General features: G+C 70.2%; 15 protein-coding genes. 8 read left to right on the top strand and 7 right to left on the bottom strand.

Annotated elements, in window-relative coordinates; translation table 11 throughout:
• A partial coding sequence (locus VGT80_RS11570) for an acyl-CoA dehydrogenase family protein (RefSeq protein WP_327455935.1) occupies positions 1–1082 on the bottom strand: 1082 nt, incomplete at its 3' end.
• Positions 1079–2092 (bottom strand): FAD-dependent oxidoreductase, encoded by a 1014-nt coding sequence (locus VGT80_RS11565; RefSeq protein WP_327455933.1) that lies wholly within the window; start codon positions 2090–2092, stop codon positions 1079–1081. The genes VGT80_RS11565 and VGT80_RS11570, both read right to left, overlap by 4 nt.
• Before the next feature lie 118 nt (positions 2093–2210).
• Here VGT80_RS11565 and VGT80_RS11560 point away from each other — a divergent pair, with 118 nt between their 5' ends.
• Both VGT80_RS11560 and VGT80_RS11555 read left to right on the top strand, forming a co-directional pair.
• Entirely contained in the window at positions 2211–2744 is a 534-nt protein-coding gene (locus VGT80_RS11560; protein WP_327455931.1) for a hemerythrin domain-containing protein, read from the top strand.
• Positions 2745–2748: 4 nt separating this feature from the next.
• Positions 2749–3276 (top strand): CinA family protein, encoded by a 528-nt coding sequence (locus tag VGT80_RS11555; protein WP_327455929.1) that lies wholly within the window; start codon positions 2749–2751, stop codon positions 3274–3276.
• Between the two features lie 18 nt (positions 3277–3294).
• Here VGT80_RS11555 and VGT80_RS11550 read toward each other — a convergent pair whose 3' ends face one another.
• Positions 3295–4353, bottom strand: coding sequence for an AI-2E family transporter (locus VGT80_RS11550; RefSeq protein ID WP_327455927.1), 1059 nt, complete (start codon positions 4351–4353; stop codon positions 3295–3297).
• A 41-nt stretch (positions 4354–4394) separates the two neighbouring features.
• Positions 4395–5303, bottom strand: coding sequence for a LysR family transcriptional regulator (locus VGT80_RS11545; RefSeq protein ID WP_327455925.1), 909 nt, complete (start codon positions 5301–5303; stop codon positions 4395–4397).
• A gap of 104 nt (positions 5304–5407) precedes the next feature.
• Between VGT80_RS11545 and VGT80_RS11540 the strand changes: the two genes are divergently transcribed.
• The 4 genes from VGT80_RS11540 (at position 5408) to VGT80_RS11525 (ending at position 8581) form a co-directional block, all read left to right on the top strand.
• A complete protein-coding gene (locus VGT80_RS11540; RefSeq protein WP_327455923.1) occupies positions 5408–5986 on the top strand; it encodes an NAD(P)H-dependent oxidoreductase in 579 nt (192 codons plus the stop codon).
• A gap of 24 nt (positions 5987–6010) precedes the next feature.
• Entirely contained in the window at positions 6011–6805 is a 795-nt protein-coding gene (locus VGT80_RS11535) for a class III extradiol ring-cleavage dioxygenase (RefSeq protein WP_327455921.1), read from the top strand.
• Between the two features lie 185 nt (positions 6806–6990).
• Positions 6991–7326 carry a PadR family transcriptional regulator gene (locus VGT80_RS11530; protein ID WP_327455919.1) on the top strand — a complete coding sequence of 112 codons (336 nt, stop codon included), beginning with the start codon at positions 6991–6993 and terminating at the stop codon, positions 7324–7326.
• A 16-nt stretch (positions 7327–7342) separates the two neighbouring features.
• A complete protein-coding gene (locus tag VGT80_RS11525) occupies positions 7343–8581 on the top strand; it encodes a hypothetical protein (protein ID WP_327455917.1) in 1239 nt (412 codons plus the stop codon).
• Between the two features lie 4 nt (positions 8582–8585).
• On the opposite strand, the gene VGT80_RS11520 is transcribed toward VGT80_RS11525, so the two are convergent.
• The gene (locus VGT80_RS11520) at positions 8586–11030 is read right to left on the bottom strand and encodes an ATP-binding protein (protein WP_327455915.1); all 2445 of its coding nucleotides are present in this window, start codon (positions 11028–11030) and stop codon (positions 8586–8588) included.
• Between the two features lie 62 nt (positions 11031–11092).
• Positions 11093–11917: an RNA methyltransferase gene (locus tag VGT80_RS11515; protein WP_327455913.1), complete on the bottom strand. Its 825-nt coding sequence runs from the start codon at positions 11915–11917 to the stop codon at positions 11093–11095.
• A gap of 69 nt (positions 11918–11986) precedes the next feature.
• Between VGT80_RS11515 and VGT80_RS11510 the strand changes: the two genes are divergently transcribed.
• Positions 11987–13243 (top strand): cytochrome P450, encoded by a 1257-nt coding sequence (locus VGT80_RS11510; protein WP_327455911.1) that lies wholly within the window; start codon positions 11987–11989, stop codon positions 13241–13243.
• Between the two features lie 12 nt (positions 13244–13255).
• Here VGT80_RS11510 and VGT80_RS11505 read toward each other — a convergent pair whose 3' ends face one another.
• Entirely contained in the window at positions 13256–14035 is a 780-nt protein-coding gene (locus VGT80_RS11505) for a 2-keto-4-pentenoate hydratase (RefSeq protein WP_327455909.1), read from the bottom strand.
• Between the two features lie 67 nt (positions 14036–14102).
• On the opposite strand from VGT80_RS11505, the gene VGT80_RS11500 reads away from it, so the two are divergent.
• Positions 14103–14730, top strand: a 628-nt coding sequence (locus tag VGT80_RS11500; RefSeq protein WP_327455907.1) for an SDR family NAD(P)-dependent oxidoreductase, incomplete at its 3' end; no start/stop codon positions are given.

Genomic DNA, 14730 nt, shown 5'->3' with positions numbered 1-14730 from the left:
GCCTCGCGGAAATAGCGCTCCACGTCATATTCCTTGGCGTAGCCCATGCCGCCGTGCGCCATCACCGCGGCCTCGCAGGCCCGGAAGCCCGCCTCGCCGCCCAGATACTTCGCCGCATTGGCCTCCGCCCCGCAGTCGCGGCCGGCGTCGTAGAGGGCCGCGGCCTTGAAGGCCATCAGATTGGCCGCCTCCAGCTCCGCCCAGGACCGGGCCAAGGGATGGGCCACGCCCTGGTTCTGGCCGATCGGGCGGCCGAACACCACGCGCGCCTTGGCGTAGGCCGCCGCCTTCTTCAGCGCCGCGCGCCCCAGCCCCACCGCCTCGGCGCCGATCAGCACCCGCTCCGGATTCAGGCCCTCCAACAGGTAGTAGAAGCCGCGCCCCTCCTCGCCCACCAGAGCCTCGGCCGGCACGTGCAGGTCGTCGATGAAGACAGCGTTCGATTCCACCGCCTTGCGGCCCATCTTCGGGATCGGCGTCGCCTGAATCTTCGTGCGATCGAAGTCGACGTAGAACAGGCTGATCCCGTCGGTGGCCTTCTTGACCTCTTCGCGCGGCGTCGTGCGGGCCACGATCAGCATCTTGGTCGCCCGCTGCGCCATGGTCGTCCACATCTTCCGCCCCGACAGCACATAGCCGTCGTTGGTGCGCACCGCCTTGGTCTTCAGGCTCGTCGTATCGAGGCCGGCGTCGGGCTCGGTGACCCCGAAGCACATCCTGTCCTCGCCGGAAATCAAACGCGGGATCAGCGCGCGCTTCTGAGCCTCGGTCCCGAACTTCACCAGCGGCATGGGGCCGAAGATGTTCAGGTGCAGGGCGCTGGCGCCGGAGAAACCGGCCCCGCTCTCGGCCACCGCCTGCATGGCGATCGCCGCCTCGGTGAGGCCGAGGCCCGAGCCGCCCAGCTCCACCGGCATGGCTGCGCCCAGCCAGCCTGCCTCGGCCATGGCCGAGACGAAGGCCTCCGGGAAGTCGCCCGTCTCGTCCGCATCACGCCAGTAGGCGGCGTCGAACCGCGCGCACAGCTTTAGCACCCCCTCGCGGATCGCCTGCTGCTCGTCGGTGAACCAGAAGCCGTTCATGCCCCGCCCTCGAACCGCCTCGGATCGAAGCGGCGCGCGTAAGGTCCAGCTTCGCCGCCCGTCACGCAAGCAGCGACCACCTGCGCGACGAGCGGGGCGAGCAGCCAGCCGTTGCGCCGCGCGCCGGTGGCCAGGATCACCTTCGGCGCCTCGGAGAAGCCGACGATGGGCAAGCCGTCCGGCGTCGCGGCCCTGACCCCTGCGGCGAGGCCGAAGGTCGCCTGCTCCAGGGCTGGGAACAGCCGGGTCGCGGCCCGCAGCAGGGGCTCGATCGCCTTGGCGTCGGGCTGGGTATCGCGGACGCCGGCCTCCATGGTCGCCCCGATGGCCAGGCCGTCGGAAGCCGGCGCGGCGTAGACGCCCTCACCCCGCACGCTCACCCCGCCGCCACGGAGATCCAGATAGCGCAGGATCTGGCCCTTGATCGGCGTCAGCGCCGCAAGCTCCGGCGCGAGTTGCTCCGGGCCTTGCGCCGCGCCCGTGGCGATCACCAGCCAGTCGGCCTCGCCGACGCCCTCCACCGCGGTCTGGCGCCAGCCGACGCCGGCGCCGTCGCAGGCCTTGCGCAGCGCCGTCAGGGCGGCCCTCGGCTCCAGCCGCCAGTCCTCCCGCACCAGCAGCCCATGGCCGAACTGCTCCGACAAGCCCGGCGCGAGCGCCTGGGCTGTCCGGCGCGGCAGGTCGATGCCGCGCACGCCCAACCGGCCCAGTGCGCCACGCACGCCGCCGAGCCAGGGCTCGTCGCCCACGGCCATGGTTCCGGACCGGTCCAGCGCCACCCCGGCGCGCGCCTCCAGGCCGGGCCAGAGGTCGCGCGCCGCCATGAGAATGTCGAAGGCCGGCGCGGTCTGCGCCTCCAGCGCGGCCTCGAACACCGGCGCCAGCATGCCCGCTGCGACCGCCGAGGCTTGGCCCCGATCGAGCGGATCGCAGACCGTCACCGCGCAGCCCGCATCGGCCAGCGCCAGGGCCGTTGAGAGCCCCAGCGCGCCCGCGCCCGCCACGGTCACTCTCGCGCTCCCGATCATCGGCCTAACCAGCCGCAAGCTCGCGGAAAATCAAGGCGGAACCGACCTGTGGCGGACGGGTTCAAGGCGGACTGCGTCCCGTTACCGAGAGAGGTTCACCATGGCGACCCCCCAATCCAGCACGTCCAACGCCCGCAAGGCCGCCGCGAGGAAGGCCGCGGAAACTCGCGCCAAAGACGCGATCGCCCTGCTCAAGGCCGACCATCGCAAGGTCGAGGGCCTGTTCGCGAAATACGAAGAGGCCAAGGAGAACGACGCGCGCAAGCAGCAGATCTTCCAGCAGATCGCGATGGAGCTGAAGATCCACATGCAGCTCGAGGAGGAGATCTTCTATCCGCAGTCGCGCGAGTTCGTGGAAGAGGAAGACACGGTCAACGAGGCGGAGGTCGAGCACGCGGCCGCCAAGGACCTGATCTCCCAGCTCGAGGGCATGGCGCCCTCCGACGAGATGTACGACGCCAAGGTCAAGGTGCTGCAGGAGCAGATCGAACACCACGTCGAGGAAGAGGAAGAGGAGTACTTCCCGGAGGTCAAGAAGAACGGCATGGACACCAAGGCCGTCGGCGAAGAGATCATGGCCAAGAAGCAGGCGCTGATGGCCCAGGCGGACGGCGACGGCCGGCGGTTGCAGTAGTCGCATGGCCGAAGCTCTCGATCCCGCCCTGCCGCCGGAGTTGGACCGCCTCGCCCAGGCGGTCCTGTCCCGCGCCTGCGACCTCAAGCTGAAACTGGCGACCGCCGAGAGCTGCACCGGCGGCCTCCTGGCCTCCCTGCTCACCGACCTGCCGGGTACGAGCCACGCCTTCGAGCGCGGCTTCGTGACCTACACCAACGCGGCCAAGCGGGAGATGCTGGGGGTGCCGCTGGCCATCCTCGACGGCCCGGGCGCGGTCTCCAAGGCCTGCGCGATCGCCATGGCCGAAGGCGCTCTCGCCCATTCCAACGGCGACATGGCGGTTTCGGTCACCGGCTATGCCGAAGGCGGCCCCGAACAGCCCGCCGGCCTCGTCCACTTCGCCTGCGCGGCGAGGGGCAAGCCCACCACCCACCGGGTGATGCTCTATGGCGATGTCGGCCGGGCCGAGGTCCGCCTCCGCGCGCTGGAGACCAGCCTCGGCATGCTGATGGACCAGATGCTGCAGTCGCCGAGCGCCAGGGCGGCCTAGATCGCGCCGCCCAAGGCCCTAGCGCCCGATGTCGTCGGCCTCTTCCCGCAGATAGAGCCGCTTGACCAGCACCAGCACGGTCACCGCCAGGGGCGTCGCCAGGATCACCCCCAGCGGGCCGAACAGCAGACCGAACGCCAGCACCGAGAACAGCGTCAGGGCCGGCGGCACCGAGACCACGCGGCGCTGGATCAGCGGGATCAGCACATGGCCCTCGAACTGGTGGGCGGCGACATAGAACGCCAGGGTCCAGATCATGGTCTGCGAACCCTGCGTGCCGGCCAGCAGGAGGCCCGGGATCGCCGAGACGATCGCGCCCACGATCGGGACGAACTCCGCCAGCCCCGCCAGCAGGCCGAGCGCCAGGGGCGCCGGCAGGCCCAGCAGGGCCGCGCCCACCGCGATCAGCGCGCCCATGCCGAGCATGGCCAGGCCCGTGCCGACCAGCCACTTGCGCAGCGACAGGCCAACCTCTTCCACCGCCTCGGCGATGCGCCCGCGCGCCGCGGCCGGAACCAGCCGCAGCAGGCCGGCGCGGTAGAGCTGCGGCTGGGCGGCGAAATAGACCCCGGCCACGATCACCAGCGCCAGGTCGGCGACGACGCCCACCCCGACCCGGGTCAGCCGGCCGAGACGGCCGGCCACGACGCCCAGGCTCGAGGCGACGCTGTGGTCGGTGCGCGCCTCCTGCAGCTTCTCCAGCACCCACTGGCCGGCGGTGAACGAGCCGAGCTCGGCCTGGGTGGCGGCCCACGCCTTGGGCAGGATCTGCGACAGCTGGTCGAACTGCGCGGAAACCTGGGCGCCCACGAACCAAGCCGCCAGGCCGATGACCACCACCAGGGCGACCACGGCCACCGCCAGCGACCAGGCGGCGTTCAGCGGTGTGCGCGTGCGGATCGGATTGGCGAGCGCCCTGAGCAGGACGGCGATCAGCGCGGCCCCGAAGCCCAGCAGGAACACCTGGCGCCAGCGCAGGATCAACAGCGCCAGCACCGCCACCGCCAGGGTGATCAGCAGCTTTTCGAGATAGCGGGCGAGCTCGTCCCGCTCGCTTGGGGTCTTGCGTGTCGGCATGCCGCGGACCCTCGACGCTTAGCGGCGCCGTGGCAACAGGTTCAGCACCAGCCCTGGCGCCACTCCGGCTCGCCGGCGAAGCGCTTGGCCAGGAAATCCACGAACACCCGCACCTTGGCCGCCAGGTGCCGCGCGTGCGGATAGACCGCGTGGATGTGGATCACCTCGGGCTGGTAGTCGCAGAGCAGGGTCGAGAGGCGGCCGTCCCGCAGCCGTTCAGCGGCCACGAAGTCCGGCGCCCGGGTGATGCCGAAACCCCGTTCGGCGGCCTGCAGGCAGGCCTCGGCGCTGGCGAAGCGCAGCCGGCCCTGTACCCGCGCCTCCAGGCTCTGGCCGCCCTGGCCGAAGGACCAGACGTAGGGCTCGCGCGCATTGAGGTCGATAATGGTGTCGTGCCCGGCCAGCTCCGCCGGCGTCTGCGGCGCGCCGCGGGCCTGGAGATAGGCGGGCGAGGCGCAGGCCACGATGCTGACGGGCGCGAGCTTGCGGGCGATCAGCGAGGAGTCGGTGAGCTGGCCGATGCGGACGGCCACGTCGAAGCCCTCGTCCACCAGGTTGACGGTGCGGTCGGCGTAGGACACCTCCAGGGACACCTCCGGATAGGCTTCCGCGAAGTCCAGCAGGGCCGGACCGAGTTGCTTTGCGCCGAACGCCACGGGGGCAGAGATGCGCAGCAGGCCCTGCGGGCCCGTCTCGTCGCGCACCGAGCCCTCGAGCGCCTCGAAATCCTCCAGCAGGGCGCGGGCCCGCTCCAGATAGGCCCGGCCGGTGTCGGTCAGCGAGACGTCGCGGGTGGTGCGGTTCAGCAGCCGCGCGCCCAGCCGATCCTCCAGCCGCGCCACCAGCTTGGAGACCTGGGCGCCGGAGACCCCCAGCCGCTTGGCGGCCTGGGTGAAGCTGCGGCCGTCCGCCACCGCCGCGAAGGCGGACATCTCGTCCAGACGATCCATCGGATTGTTTCCCGTTCGGAAGCATACTTATGCGAGGAAGCCCGATTATCAACGGTCTGGGCCGGGCCCATCTCTGCCTCACTGAATTGATGGGAGAGACCCTGATGACCCAAGCCCGCACCGTCGCCGTCCTGGTGGGCAGCCTCCGCAAGGACTCGGTGAGCCGCAAACTCGCCAGGGCCTTCGCCGCCCTTGCGCCGGCCAACCTGAAGTTCGACTTCGTGGAGATCGGCGGCCTGCCGCACTTCGACCAGGACCTGGAGTCCGATCCGCCGGCCCAGTGGACCGCCTTCCGCGCGCGCATCGCGCCCGCCGACGCGGTGCTGTTCGTGACGCCGGAGTTCAACCGCTCGGTCCCCGGGGCGCTGAAGAACGCCATCGACGTGGGCTCCAGGCCCTACGGCCAGAGCGTCTGGAACGGCAAGCCCGGCGCGGTCATCAGCCTGTCGCCCGGCGGCGTCGGCGGGTTCGGCGCGAACCATCACCTGCGCCAGAGCCTGGTGTTCCTGAACGTGCCCCTGCTCAGCCAGGAAGCCTATGTCGGAGGCGCCTTTTCCCTGTTCGACGACGCCGGCGAGCTGGTCAATGAATCGACCACCGACTTCCTGCGCGCCTATGCCGTCGCCTTCGCCGAGTGGATCGAGCGCATCGCGCCGGCCGCCCAGGCGCGCAAGGCCGCCTGAGGACAAGCCCCAAAGGACAAGACCATGACGCTCCCGACCCTGTTCATCCCGCATGGCGCGGGCCCCTGCTTCTTCATGGAGTGGACCCGCGGGCCCAAAGACGATTGGGACCGCACGGCCGCCTGGCTGAAGGGCCTGATCGCCGGCCTGCCGGAGCGGCCGAAAGCGATCCTGGTGGTCTCCGGCCACTGGGAGGAAGACGCCTTCACGGTGTCTTCCGCCGATCATCCGCCGCTGATCTACGACTATTACGGCTTCCCGGAGCACACCTACCGGCTGGCCTTCGACGCGCCCGGCGCGCCGGCGCTGGCCGGCCGGATCAAGGACCTGATCGAAGCCGCCGGCCTGCCGGCCCGCGCGGATGCGGCCCGCGGCTATGATCACGGCGTCTTCGTGCCGCTGAAGCTGGTGACGCCGGAGGCGGACATCCCGGTCGTGCAGCTCTCGCTGAAGAGCGACCTCGACCCGGAGGCGCACCTGGCGGTCGGCCGCGCGCTCGCGCCGCTACGGGACGAGGGGGTGCTGATCGTGGGTTCGGGCATGAGCTGGCACAACATGGGCGGCTTCACCCCGGCCTTCACCGCCAAGTCGCAGGCCTTCGACGCCTGGCTGGGCGAGGCGATGGCCGATCCGGCCCGCCGCGACGATGCGATCCGCCATTGGGACGAGGCGCCCTACGCCCGCGAGGCCCATCCGCGGGAGGAACACCTCGCGCCGCTGTTCGTGGCGGCCGGGGCGGCGGAGGGCGAGCCCGGGCGGGTCGCCTTCCGCGACCAGGTCATGGACGTGGTGGTCTCGGGATTCGAATTCGGCGGCTGATCCCTCCCCAGCCGGCCGGACGCCGCGGGGATGCGGCGAAGAGGGCCTCCGGCGCCTGCGCGCACACACCCGCAGGTTCCGGAGGCCCTTGCTTTTCTTGACCCGCAAAACGCCGCTCTTGCTCCGAGAATAGCTGTGCGCTATATACTGTGCGACATACACTGTATGAGGCGGGGCGATCAGGCGTGGGGGCGGATGGCGATCTCTACGAAAGCCTGCGGATGGAGCTTCGGCGCGGCTCGCTGACGCTGGGCGTGCTCGCCCGGCTGCGCGAGGAACGCTACGGCTACACCCTGCGCCAGGCCTTGGCCGCCGACGGGCTGGAGATGGAGGAAAGCACCCTCTATCCGCTGCTGCGCCGGCTAGAGGCCCAAGGGCTGCTGGTCAGCGAGTGGCGCGAGGAAGAGAAGCGCAGGAAGCGCTTCTACCGGCTCTCGGCCGCCGGCGAGGCCATGCTCGCCCGCTTGCTCGACGAGTGGCGCCGGATCAGCGCCTCACTTGAAAAAATCATCGAACCCTGACGGGGCGGAGGGCGTCATGAACCTGGTGGACGAATATCTGCGGGCGGTTTCGGTCCTGCTTCCCAAGGCGCAGGCCGACGACATCATCGCCGAGCTGCGCGACACCATCCTCTCGCGCATCGAGGCGCGCGAGGCCGAGCTGGGCCGCCCGCTCACCGATGACGAGACCGAGGCCGTGCTGCGTGAGATCGGCCATCCGCTGGTGGTGGCGGCGCGCTATCGCGAAGGGCCGCAGCACGTGGTCGGGCCGACGCTCTATCCCTACTGGGCCTTCGCCGTGAAGCTCGGCCTGGCCATTCAGGTCGTCGCCGCGGTCCTGGTGCTGTTCGGCCGCACGATCGCCGGAGGGGATTTCGGTCTCGCGATCGGCCAGGCGATCAGCTCGGTGATCAATGGCGCCTTCATGCTGGTGGGCATAGCGACGCTCGCCGCCTGGTTCATCGAACGGCAGGGCTACCGCATCGGCTATCTCGACGAATGGCATGTGCGCGACCTGTGGTTCCTGGAGTTCGTCGCCTGGGACTGGGATACGCTGCGCGATGGGCTGGCCGGACGCGGATGGCCTGGGCAGCGCCGCTGGCGCCGGTCGTCCGCCCCGCCCTCGTCATCGTCCGCCTCATCGCAGGGCGACGAGCCCAAGCCCCAGGCGCCGCGGCCCGAGGCCAAGGCGGAGCGCCGCTCCGAGTCGCGACCTGAGACGAAGATGGACCTCCCGCCGCCGCACTGGTCTCCAGCCGGGCATGGCCTGATGCTGATCACCTTCGGCACGGTGCTGGTGCTTTGGTGGCTGCGGCTGGCTCGGCTCGACATCGGCTTCGCCGCCAGCGACCTGCCGGCGCACGGTTTCGACGCCGGCCCGCTCGCCGCGGTGAACTGGGAGGGGCTGCGAGCGACCTTGTTCTGGCCGGTCCTCGCCTATGGCCTGGGCATCGTCGCCAGGGGAGCCCTGTTGCTGGCCTATCCCTGGGCCGTGCGGGCGCAGGGCTTCCTCGAAGCCGCCAGCGGCGCGGCCGTGGCCGCGTTCGGCGTCTGGCTGTGGACGGCCTCGCCGCTTTCGTCCGCCGTGCGCGTCGACGGGTTCGCCCAGTTCTTCCAGCGATTGGCCCCGCTCGACGGCCACGCCGTGCCGCTGGCGCCGCTCGCGACGGCCTTGGTGGCGATCATTACGGTCACCGGCCTCTGCACCTTGATGCGCGGTCTGTGGGACCTGGTGGCCGGTCCGCCTCCGGCGGGCCCCTGGGCGGTCTGGATCTAAGGCCTCAGGCGGCCGACTTGGCGGCCGCGCCGGACGCCGCGGCCGCGGCCAATTCGGCCGCGTGCAGCACGGCTTCATAGAGGCGGCCGGCCTCGATGGGCTTGGCGACGAAATCGTCCATGCCGGCGGCGCGGTATTCCGAGACCTGGTGATCCATGGCGTTGGCGGTCAGCGCCACGATGGGCGTGCGCGCCCGACCCTCGCCGGCCTCGCGGGCGCGGATGATGGCGGTCGCGGTGGGGCCATCCATCTCCGGCATCTGCACGTCCATCAGGATCAGGTCCCAGGGCTCGGACTCCCAGGCCGCCACCGCGGCCCGGCCGTCGGCGACGATCACCGGCTCGACGCCGATCTGCGACAGCAGGGTCTTGAGCACCAGCTGGTTCATCGAATTGTCTTCGGCGGCCAGGACGCGTAGCGCGCGACCCTGCGTCGTGGCCGGCTCCAGCCGGCGCTTGCCCTGGCGCGGCAGGCGGCGCGGGGCGGCGCGGGCCGAACGCTTGAGCGGCAGCTCGACCGTGAAGGTCGCGCCTTCGCCGAGCTGCGCCTCGGCCTCGATGGAACCGCCCATCATCTCCGCCAGGTCGCGGCAGATGGCCAGGCCCAGCCCCGTGCCGCCGTAGCGCCGCGTCGTCGAGGCGTCGGCTTGCTCGAACTTCTGGAACAGCGCAGCGAGCTTCTCCGGCGCGATGCCGATGCCGCTGTCGGACACGGTAAGCGTCAGCGCCCCGCGATGGCGGCCCACCGTCACCTTGACGTGGCCCTTGTCGGTGAACTTCAGGGCGTTGGAGACCAGGTTGTAGAGGATCTGGCGGACCCGAACGCTGTCGCCGATGTAGACACCCTTGGCGCCGCGCGCGACGTTCAGTTCGAAGGCCAGGCCCTTGGCCTGCGCCGTGGCGGCGAAGGTGGCGTGCGCGGCCCGCGCCAGCTCGGCGATGTCGAACTCCGTGGACTCGAGCTCCAGCTTGCCGGCCTCGATCTTCGACAGGTCGAGCACGTCGTTGAGGATGGCCAGCAGCGACTCCCCGGACTGGCGGATCACGTCCAGCCGCTCCTGCTGGCGGTCCGACAGCTCGTCGCGCGCCATGGCCTGGGCCATGCCCAGGACGCCGTTCAGCGGGGTGCGGATCTCGTGGCTCATGGTGGCCAGGAAGGCGCTCTTGGCGCGCGTCGCGGCCTCGGCCTCCTCCTTGGCCTTGACCAGCGCCTGTTCGCCCTGCTTGCGCCGGGTGATGTTCTGCATGGCGCCGATCAGGCGCACGGGGACGCCCTGGTCGTTCTCCATGAGCTTTGCGGAGCCCGCCGCCCAGACTTCTTTGCCGTCATTGCGCACCAGCCGGTACTCGGGGCGATAGGGCGCGCCTTCGCTGACGTGCGCTTCCCAGGCCGCCACCACCGCCGGCAGGTCGCGCCGGTCGATCGTGCCCCAGATGTCGGTCAGCAACTCCTGGTAGGTCTTCGGCTCGGTGAAGAAGGTGTCCTCGGCGCCCACCTTGATCAGCTCCTCGCGGACGTAGTCCATCTCCCAGACGTGGATGTCGGCGATCTCCATGGCGAGCTTCAGGCGCTCCTCCGAGCGCTCCACCCGCTCCAGGGCCTTGACCATGTCGGTGATGTCGTGGGCGCTGATCAGTATGCCGCCGATCTCGCCGGCGGCGTCGCGCCAGGGCGTCAGCTCGCTGCGCACCCAGCTGATCGAGCCGTCCGGTAGCTCGACCTGGCCGCGTTCCGACTCGATGGTCTCGCCGCCCAGGCAAAGATTGAGGCCGGCGGTCCAGTCCTTGGCCTGGGGCATCACCTCGTCGAGCCGCTTTCCGACCGCGTCGCGCCAGGTCACCTGGCGCGATTGCATCCAGCGGCGGCTCGCGCCCAGGATCCTCAGGTCCTTGTCCAGCATCACCAGCATCATCGGCGCATTGCCGATGATCGCGCCCAGCACCTGGCGCGTCGCATTGTGCTGCTGGGAGGTCATCTCGTGGTCGCGCGTGGCCTGCACGCGGCGCCACTCGTCGGCGCAGAGGTTGGCGATATCCTGCAGGCGCGCCTCGATGACGGGATCGCGCTCGTGCACGGCCGTGCTGCCGATGCACAGGGCGCCGGGAATGGATCCGTCGGGCAGGCAGATCGGGACGCCGATGACGGTGCGAAGGCCGGGCTTGCCCGTCACATACTGGCTCTTCCCGAACACCCGGTGGCCCCGGGCGTCGGAAATCCAGATCACCTTGCGCTGGGCGACGGCCATCTGCGCGAGAAGCGCCTTTTCGCCGAGCGTGCCGTTCGGGTCCCGGCTGCGCCACGGCTTGCCGTCGATCAGGATGGTGATCTGCGCCTTGCACGGCGCCAGCAGCGCCTCGGCGAGGCGCGTCAGGCGGTCGAAAACCTCCGCCGACTGCTCGAAGCCGGCCGGCGCGGACGGGAGCCAGTCGGTTTTCTTCTCAGACGTCATGAAGCCCCGCCCGGATTCGCTCCGTTCCGCCGCAGAGTGGCGGTTGCGGGTTAAGCTTGCCTTTAAGTCGCCGACCGGGACTCTCGGTCGCGCCGCAGCTCAGCCAGGCGATTGAGCACGATGCCGCTGCTGGTCGCCACGTTCAGGGAATCGAACCCGCCGGCCATGGGGATGCGCACCGAGCAGGTCCGCGCCAGCAGGCTTGGCGCCAGTCCGGGGCCCTCCGCGCCGAACAGCGCCGCCTGGCGCGGCCGGGCCACGATGTCGGCTAGCCGGGCCTCCCCCCTGGGCGAGAGCGTCAGCACCTGGAAGCCGCGCCGCGTCAGCAGGTCCACGAGGTCTTCGCCCGCCTGAAGGCGCGCGAAGGGCGTCGTCAGGGCCGCGCCCACCGAGACCCGGATAGCCTTGCGGTAGAGCGGATCGCAGCATTCGGCGTCGAGCAGAACCGCATCGGCTCCGAAGGCCGCGGCGTTGCGGAACAGGCCGCCCATGTTGTCGTGGTTGGCGACGCCGCAAAGTCCGACCACCAGCGCCTGGGCCGGCAGGGCGGCCAGCAGCGCCTTCGCCGCGGGCTCCGCGCGCTCGCCCACCGCCAGGACCCCGCGGTGGATGGGGAAGCCCACCACGGCGTCCATGACCTCCTGCTCGGCCAGGTACACCGGGATCTCCGGCCCAAGCCGCGCCAGCACGGGCGCCAGCGCGGTTTCCCGCTTCGCCGCCAGCAGCACCGAGCGGATCGGATGGCGGCCGGCGGCGATCAGCTTTTCCAGCACCACCGCGCCTTCGGCGATGAACCGTCCCTCGCGCCCCACGAGGTCGCGCTCGCGCACCTGCAGGTAGTCGGCGAGCCGCGGATCGGCCGGATCCTCGAGCCGGATCACCCCCATCTGGGCGCCTGAAAAGTTGACGCTGGCGTCATTTTAGCGTTACGCAACAGGCCCATCGGAGAATCCACCATGGCTGACGGCGCTGTCGCACTCCAGAAAGCCGCTCGCGAGGAGGCCTATTCTCTCCCCCTGGAGCAGCTCAACCCCGCCCAGCCGGCCCTCTTCCAGGCCGACGCCATGTGGCCGATCTTCGAGCGCCTTCGCCGGGAAGACCCGGTCCACTACACCGAAGAGCACGAGTTCGGGCCCTACTGGTCGATCACCAAGTACAACGACATCATGGCCGTGGACACCAATCACCAGGTGTTTTCCTCCGAGGGCGGCATCACCATCGCCGAACAGACGGCCGGCGCCGGGCCCCTGCCGATGTTCATCGCCATGGACCCGCCCAAGCACGACATCCAGCGCAAGGCCGTCAGCCCCGCCGTCTCGCCGGGCAACCTCACCCATCTGGAGCCGCTGATCCGCGAGCGCGCCGCCCAGATCCTCGACAGCCTGCCGATCGGCGAGGAATTCGACTGGGTGGACCTGGTCTCCAAGGAGCTGACCGCCATGACCCTGGCGACGCTCTTCGGCGTGCCGCAGGTCGATCGCCGCAAGCTGACCTACTGGTCCGATGTCGTCACCGCCGCGCCGGGCCAGGGGCTGGTGGATTCCATCGAGCAGAAGATGGAAATCTTCGTCGAGTACCACGCCTATTTCACCGAGCTCTGGAACCAGCGGGTCAATTCCGAGCCCAGGGACGACCTGATCTCCATGCTGGCCCACAGCCCGGCGACCCGGAACATGGAGCCGCGGGAGTATTTCGGGAACATCGTGCTGCTGACCGTCGGCGGCAACGACACGACGCGCAACACCATCTCCGGCTCGATTCTGGCGCTGAACCAGAACCCCGATCAGTACCGGAAGCTGCGCGACAATCCGGGCCTGATCCCCTCGATGGTCTCCGAGACCATCCGCTGGCAGACCCCGCTCGCCCACATGCGCCGCCGCGCGCTTTCCGACATCGAGTTCGGCGGCAAGACCATCAAGAAGGGCGACAAGGTCATCATGTGGTACGTCTCGGGCAACCGCGACGACGAGGTGATCGACGATCCGAACGCCTACATCATCGATCGCGAGCGGCCGCGCACGCACCTGTCCTTCGGCTTCGGCATCCATCGCTGCGTCGGCAACCGGCTGGCCGAGCTGCAGCTGACCATCATCTGGGAAGAGATCCTCAAGCGATTCCCCGAGGTCGTGGTCACCGCCGAGCCCAAGCGGGTCTATTCGAGCTTCGTGAAGGGCTACGAGACCCTGCCCGTCCTGATCCCCGCGCGGAACTAGACCTAGAAGCGCCTAGGCGATCGCCAGCTCGACCGGGGGCAATCCCTCGACGTCGAATCTGTAGGTCTGGCCGGGCTCCACGAACCTGGTGGGCACGATGCTGCCGGTGCTCACCCACTGGCCGGGGACCAGCGCCTGGCCGCGCCGGGCCAGGTGGCGGACGACCCAGCTCAGCGCATTGACCGGATCGCCCAGGACATCGCTCGACGAGCCGGCGTCGATCACCTCGCCGTCGCGGCGCAGCACGCCCTTCAGATCCCGCAGGGAGACGATCCCGGCGGCCGCGACCACCGGGCCGGTGACCAGGCCGGCGTTCCAGGCGTTGTCGGCGACCAGGGGCGCCGCGGCGAGCCGGCCGTAGTCCGCGTGGCTGTCGTCGATCAGTTCGAAGGCCGCGCAGATCGCATCGACGTGGTCGAGCACGTTATTGGAGGCCCCGTCCGCGTCGGAGAATGGCCGGCCGATCCGCAGAGCGATCTCGCTCTCGATCCCCAGGCGCACGAAGTCCTTCACCGCCACCCGCGCCGGCGAGGGGTGAATCCGATTGGCGAACACCACGCCGACGATTGGCTCGTCGATGCCGCACATCTGCTGCATGCGCGGCGTGGTGAGGCCGATCTTGTAGCCGGCCGGCGGGGCGGCCGATCCGGCGATCATCGCGACCAGCTGGTCCTGGACGTCATAGGCGAAGTCCATGTCCCCGGCCCGGCCGGCAGGCGCCTCCAGGGTGAACCGCTCGCGATTGCGGTGGCGCTCGGCGATGGCCTTTGCGAAGTTCGAGGCGTCGGTCACGCGAACTCGGCTCCAGGGTTTGCCGGCGACGATAGCAGGGCCTGGAAGCGGTCGGAAAGGGAGCGCCTTGATCGGGTTTTCGCTCGGCATCGAGGGCCGCACGGCGCTGGTGTGTGGCGCAAGCAAGGGACTGGGCCGGGCTTGCGCGGAGGCCTTGGCCCGGGCCGGGGCGACGCTGACCATCTGCGCGCGCACCGAGGGACCTCTGCGGGCGGCGGCGGCCGAAATCGGCGCGCTAGGCGGCGGACCGGTCACGGCGGTCGCGGCCGATGTCACCACCCAGGCGGGGCGCGCGGCCTTGCTGGCGGCCTGCGCCGATCCGGACATCCTGGTGACCAACGCCGCCGGGCCGCCGCCGGGACGGTTCGAGAACTGGGGCGAGACCGAGTGGCAAGCGGCGACCTCGGCCAACATGATCGCCCCGATCCTGCTGATCCGCGGCGTGATCGGGGCCATGCGCCAGCGGCGATGGGGCCGCATCGTCAACATCACCTCAAGCGCCGTGAAGGCGCCCTTGCCCATGCTGGGCCTGTCCAACGGCGCTCGGGCCGGACTGACCGGCGCGATCGGCGGCATCGCCCGCGAGGTGGCCCGCGACGGGGTGACCATCAACAACCTGCTGCCCGGCCATTTCGCGACCGAGCGGCTGGAGAGCTATCTGACCGCCCTGGCCGGCGCGCGCGGCGTCCCGGTCG

The organism is Phenylobacterium sp., assembly GCF_035944335.1.
In the GTDB taxonomy this organism is placed as follows: Bacteria; Pseudomonadota; Alphaproteobacteria; order Caulobacterales; family Caulobacteraceae; genus Phenylobacterium.
This window is presented reverse-complemented; position numbering and strand designations above follow the sequence as displayed.

Coding starts and splice junctions, on each gene's coding strand:
- VGT80_RS11560 (WP_327455931.1), top strand. CDS start 2,211: ATGGCGACCCCCCAATCCAGCACGTCCAACGCCCGCAAGGCCGCCGCG.
- VGT80_RS11555 (WP_327455929.1), top strand. CDS start 2,749: ATGGCCGAAGCTCTCGATCCCGCCCTGCCGCCGGAGTTGGACCGCCTC.
- VGT80_RS11550 (WP_327455927.1), bottom strand. CDS start 4,353: ATGCCGACACGCAAGACCCCAAGCGAGCGGGACGAGCTCGCCCGCTAT.
- VGT80_RS11545 (WP_327455925.1), bottom strand. CDS start 5,303: ATGGATCGTCTGGACGAGATGTCCGCCTTCGCGGCGGTGGCGGACGGC.
- VGT80_RS11540 (WP_327455923.1), top strand. CDS start 5,408: ATGACCCAAGCCCGCACCGTCGCCGTCCTGGTGGGCAGCCTCCGCAAG.
- VGT80_RS11535 (WP_327455921.1), top strand. CDS start 6,011: ATGACGCTCCCGACCCTGTTCATCCCGCATGGCGCGGGCCCCTGCTTC.
- VGT80_RS11525 (WP_327455917.1), top strand. CDS start 7,343: ATGAACCTGGTGGACGAATATCTGCGGGCGGTTTCGGTCCTGCTTCCC.
- VGT80_RS11520 (WP_327455915.1), bottom strand. CDS start 11,030: ATGACGTCTGAGAAGAAAACCGACTGGCTCCCGTCCGCGCCGGCCGGC.
- VGT80_RS11515 (WP_327455913.1), bottom strand. CDS start 11,917: ATGGGGGTGATCCGGCTCGAGGATCCGGCCGATCCGCGGCTCGCCGAC.
- VGT80_RS11510 (WP_327455911.1), top strand. CDS start 11,987: ATGGCTGACGGCGCTGTCGCACTCCAGAAAGCCGCTCGCGAGGAGGCC.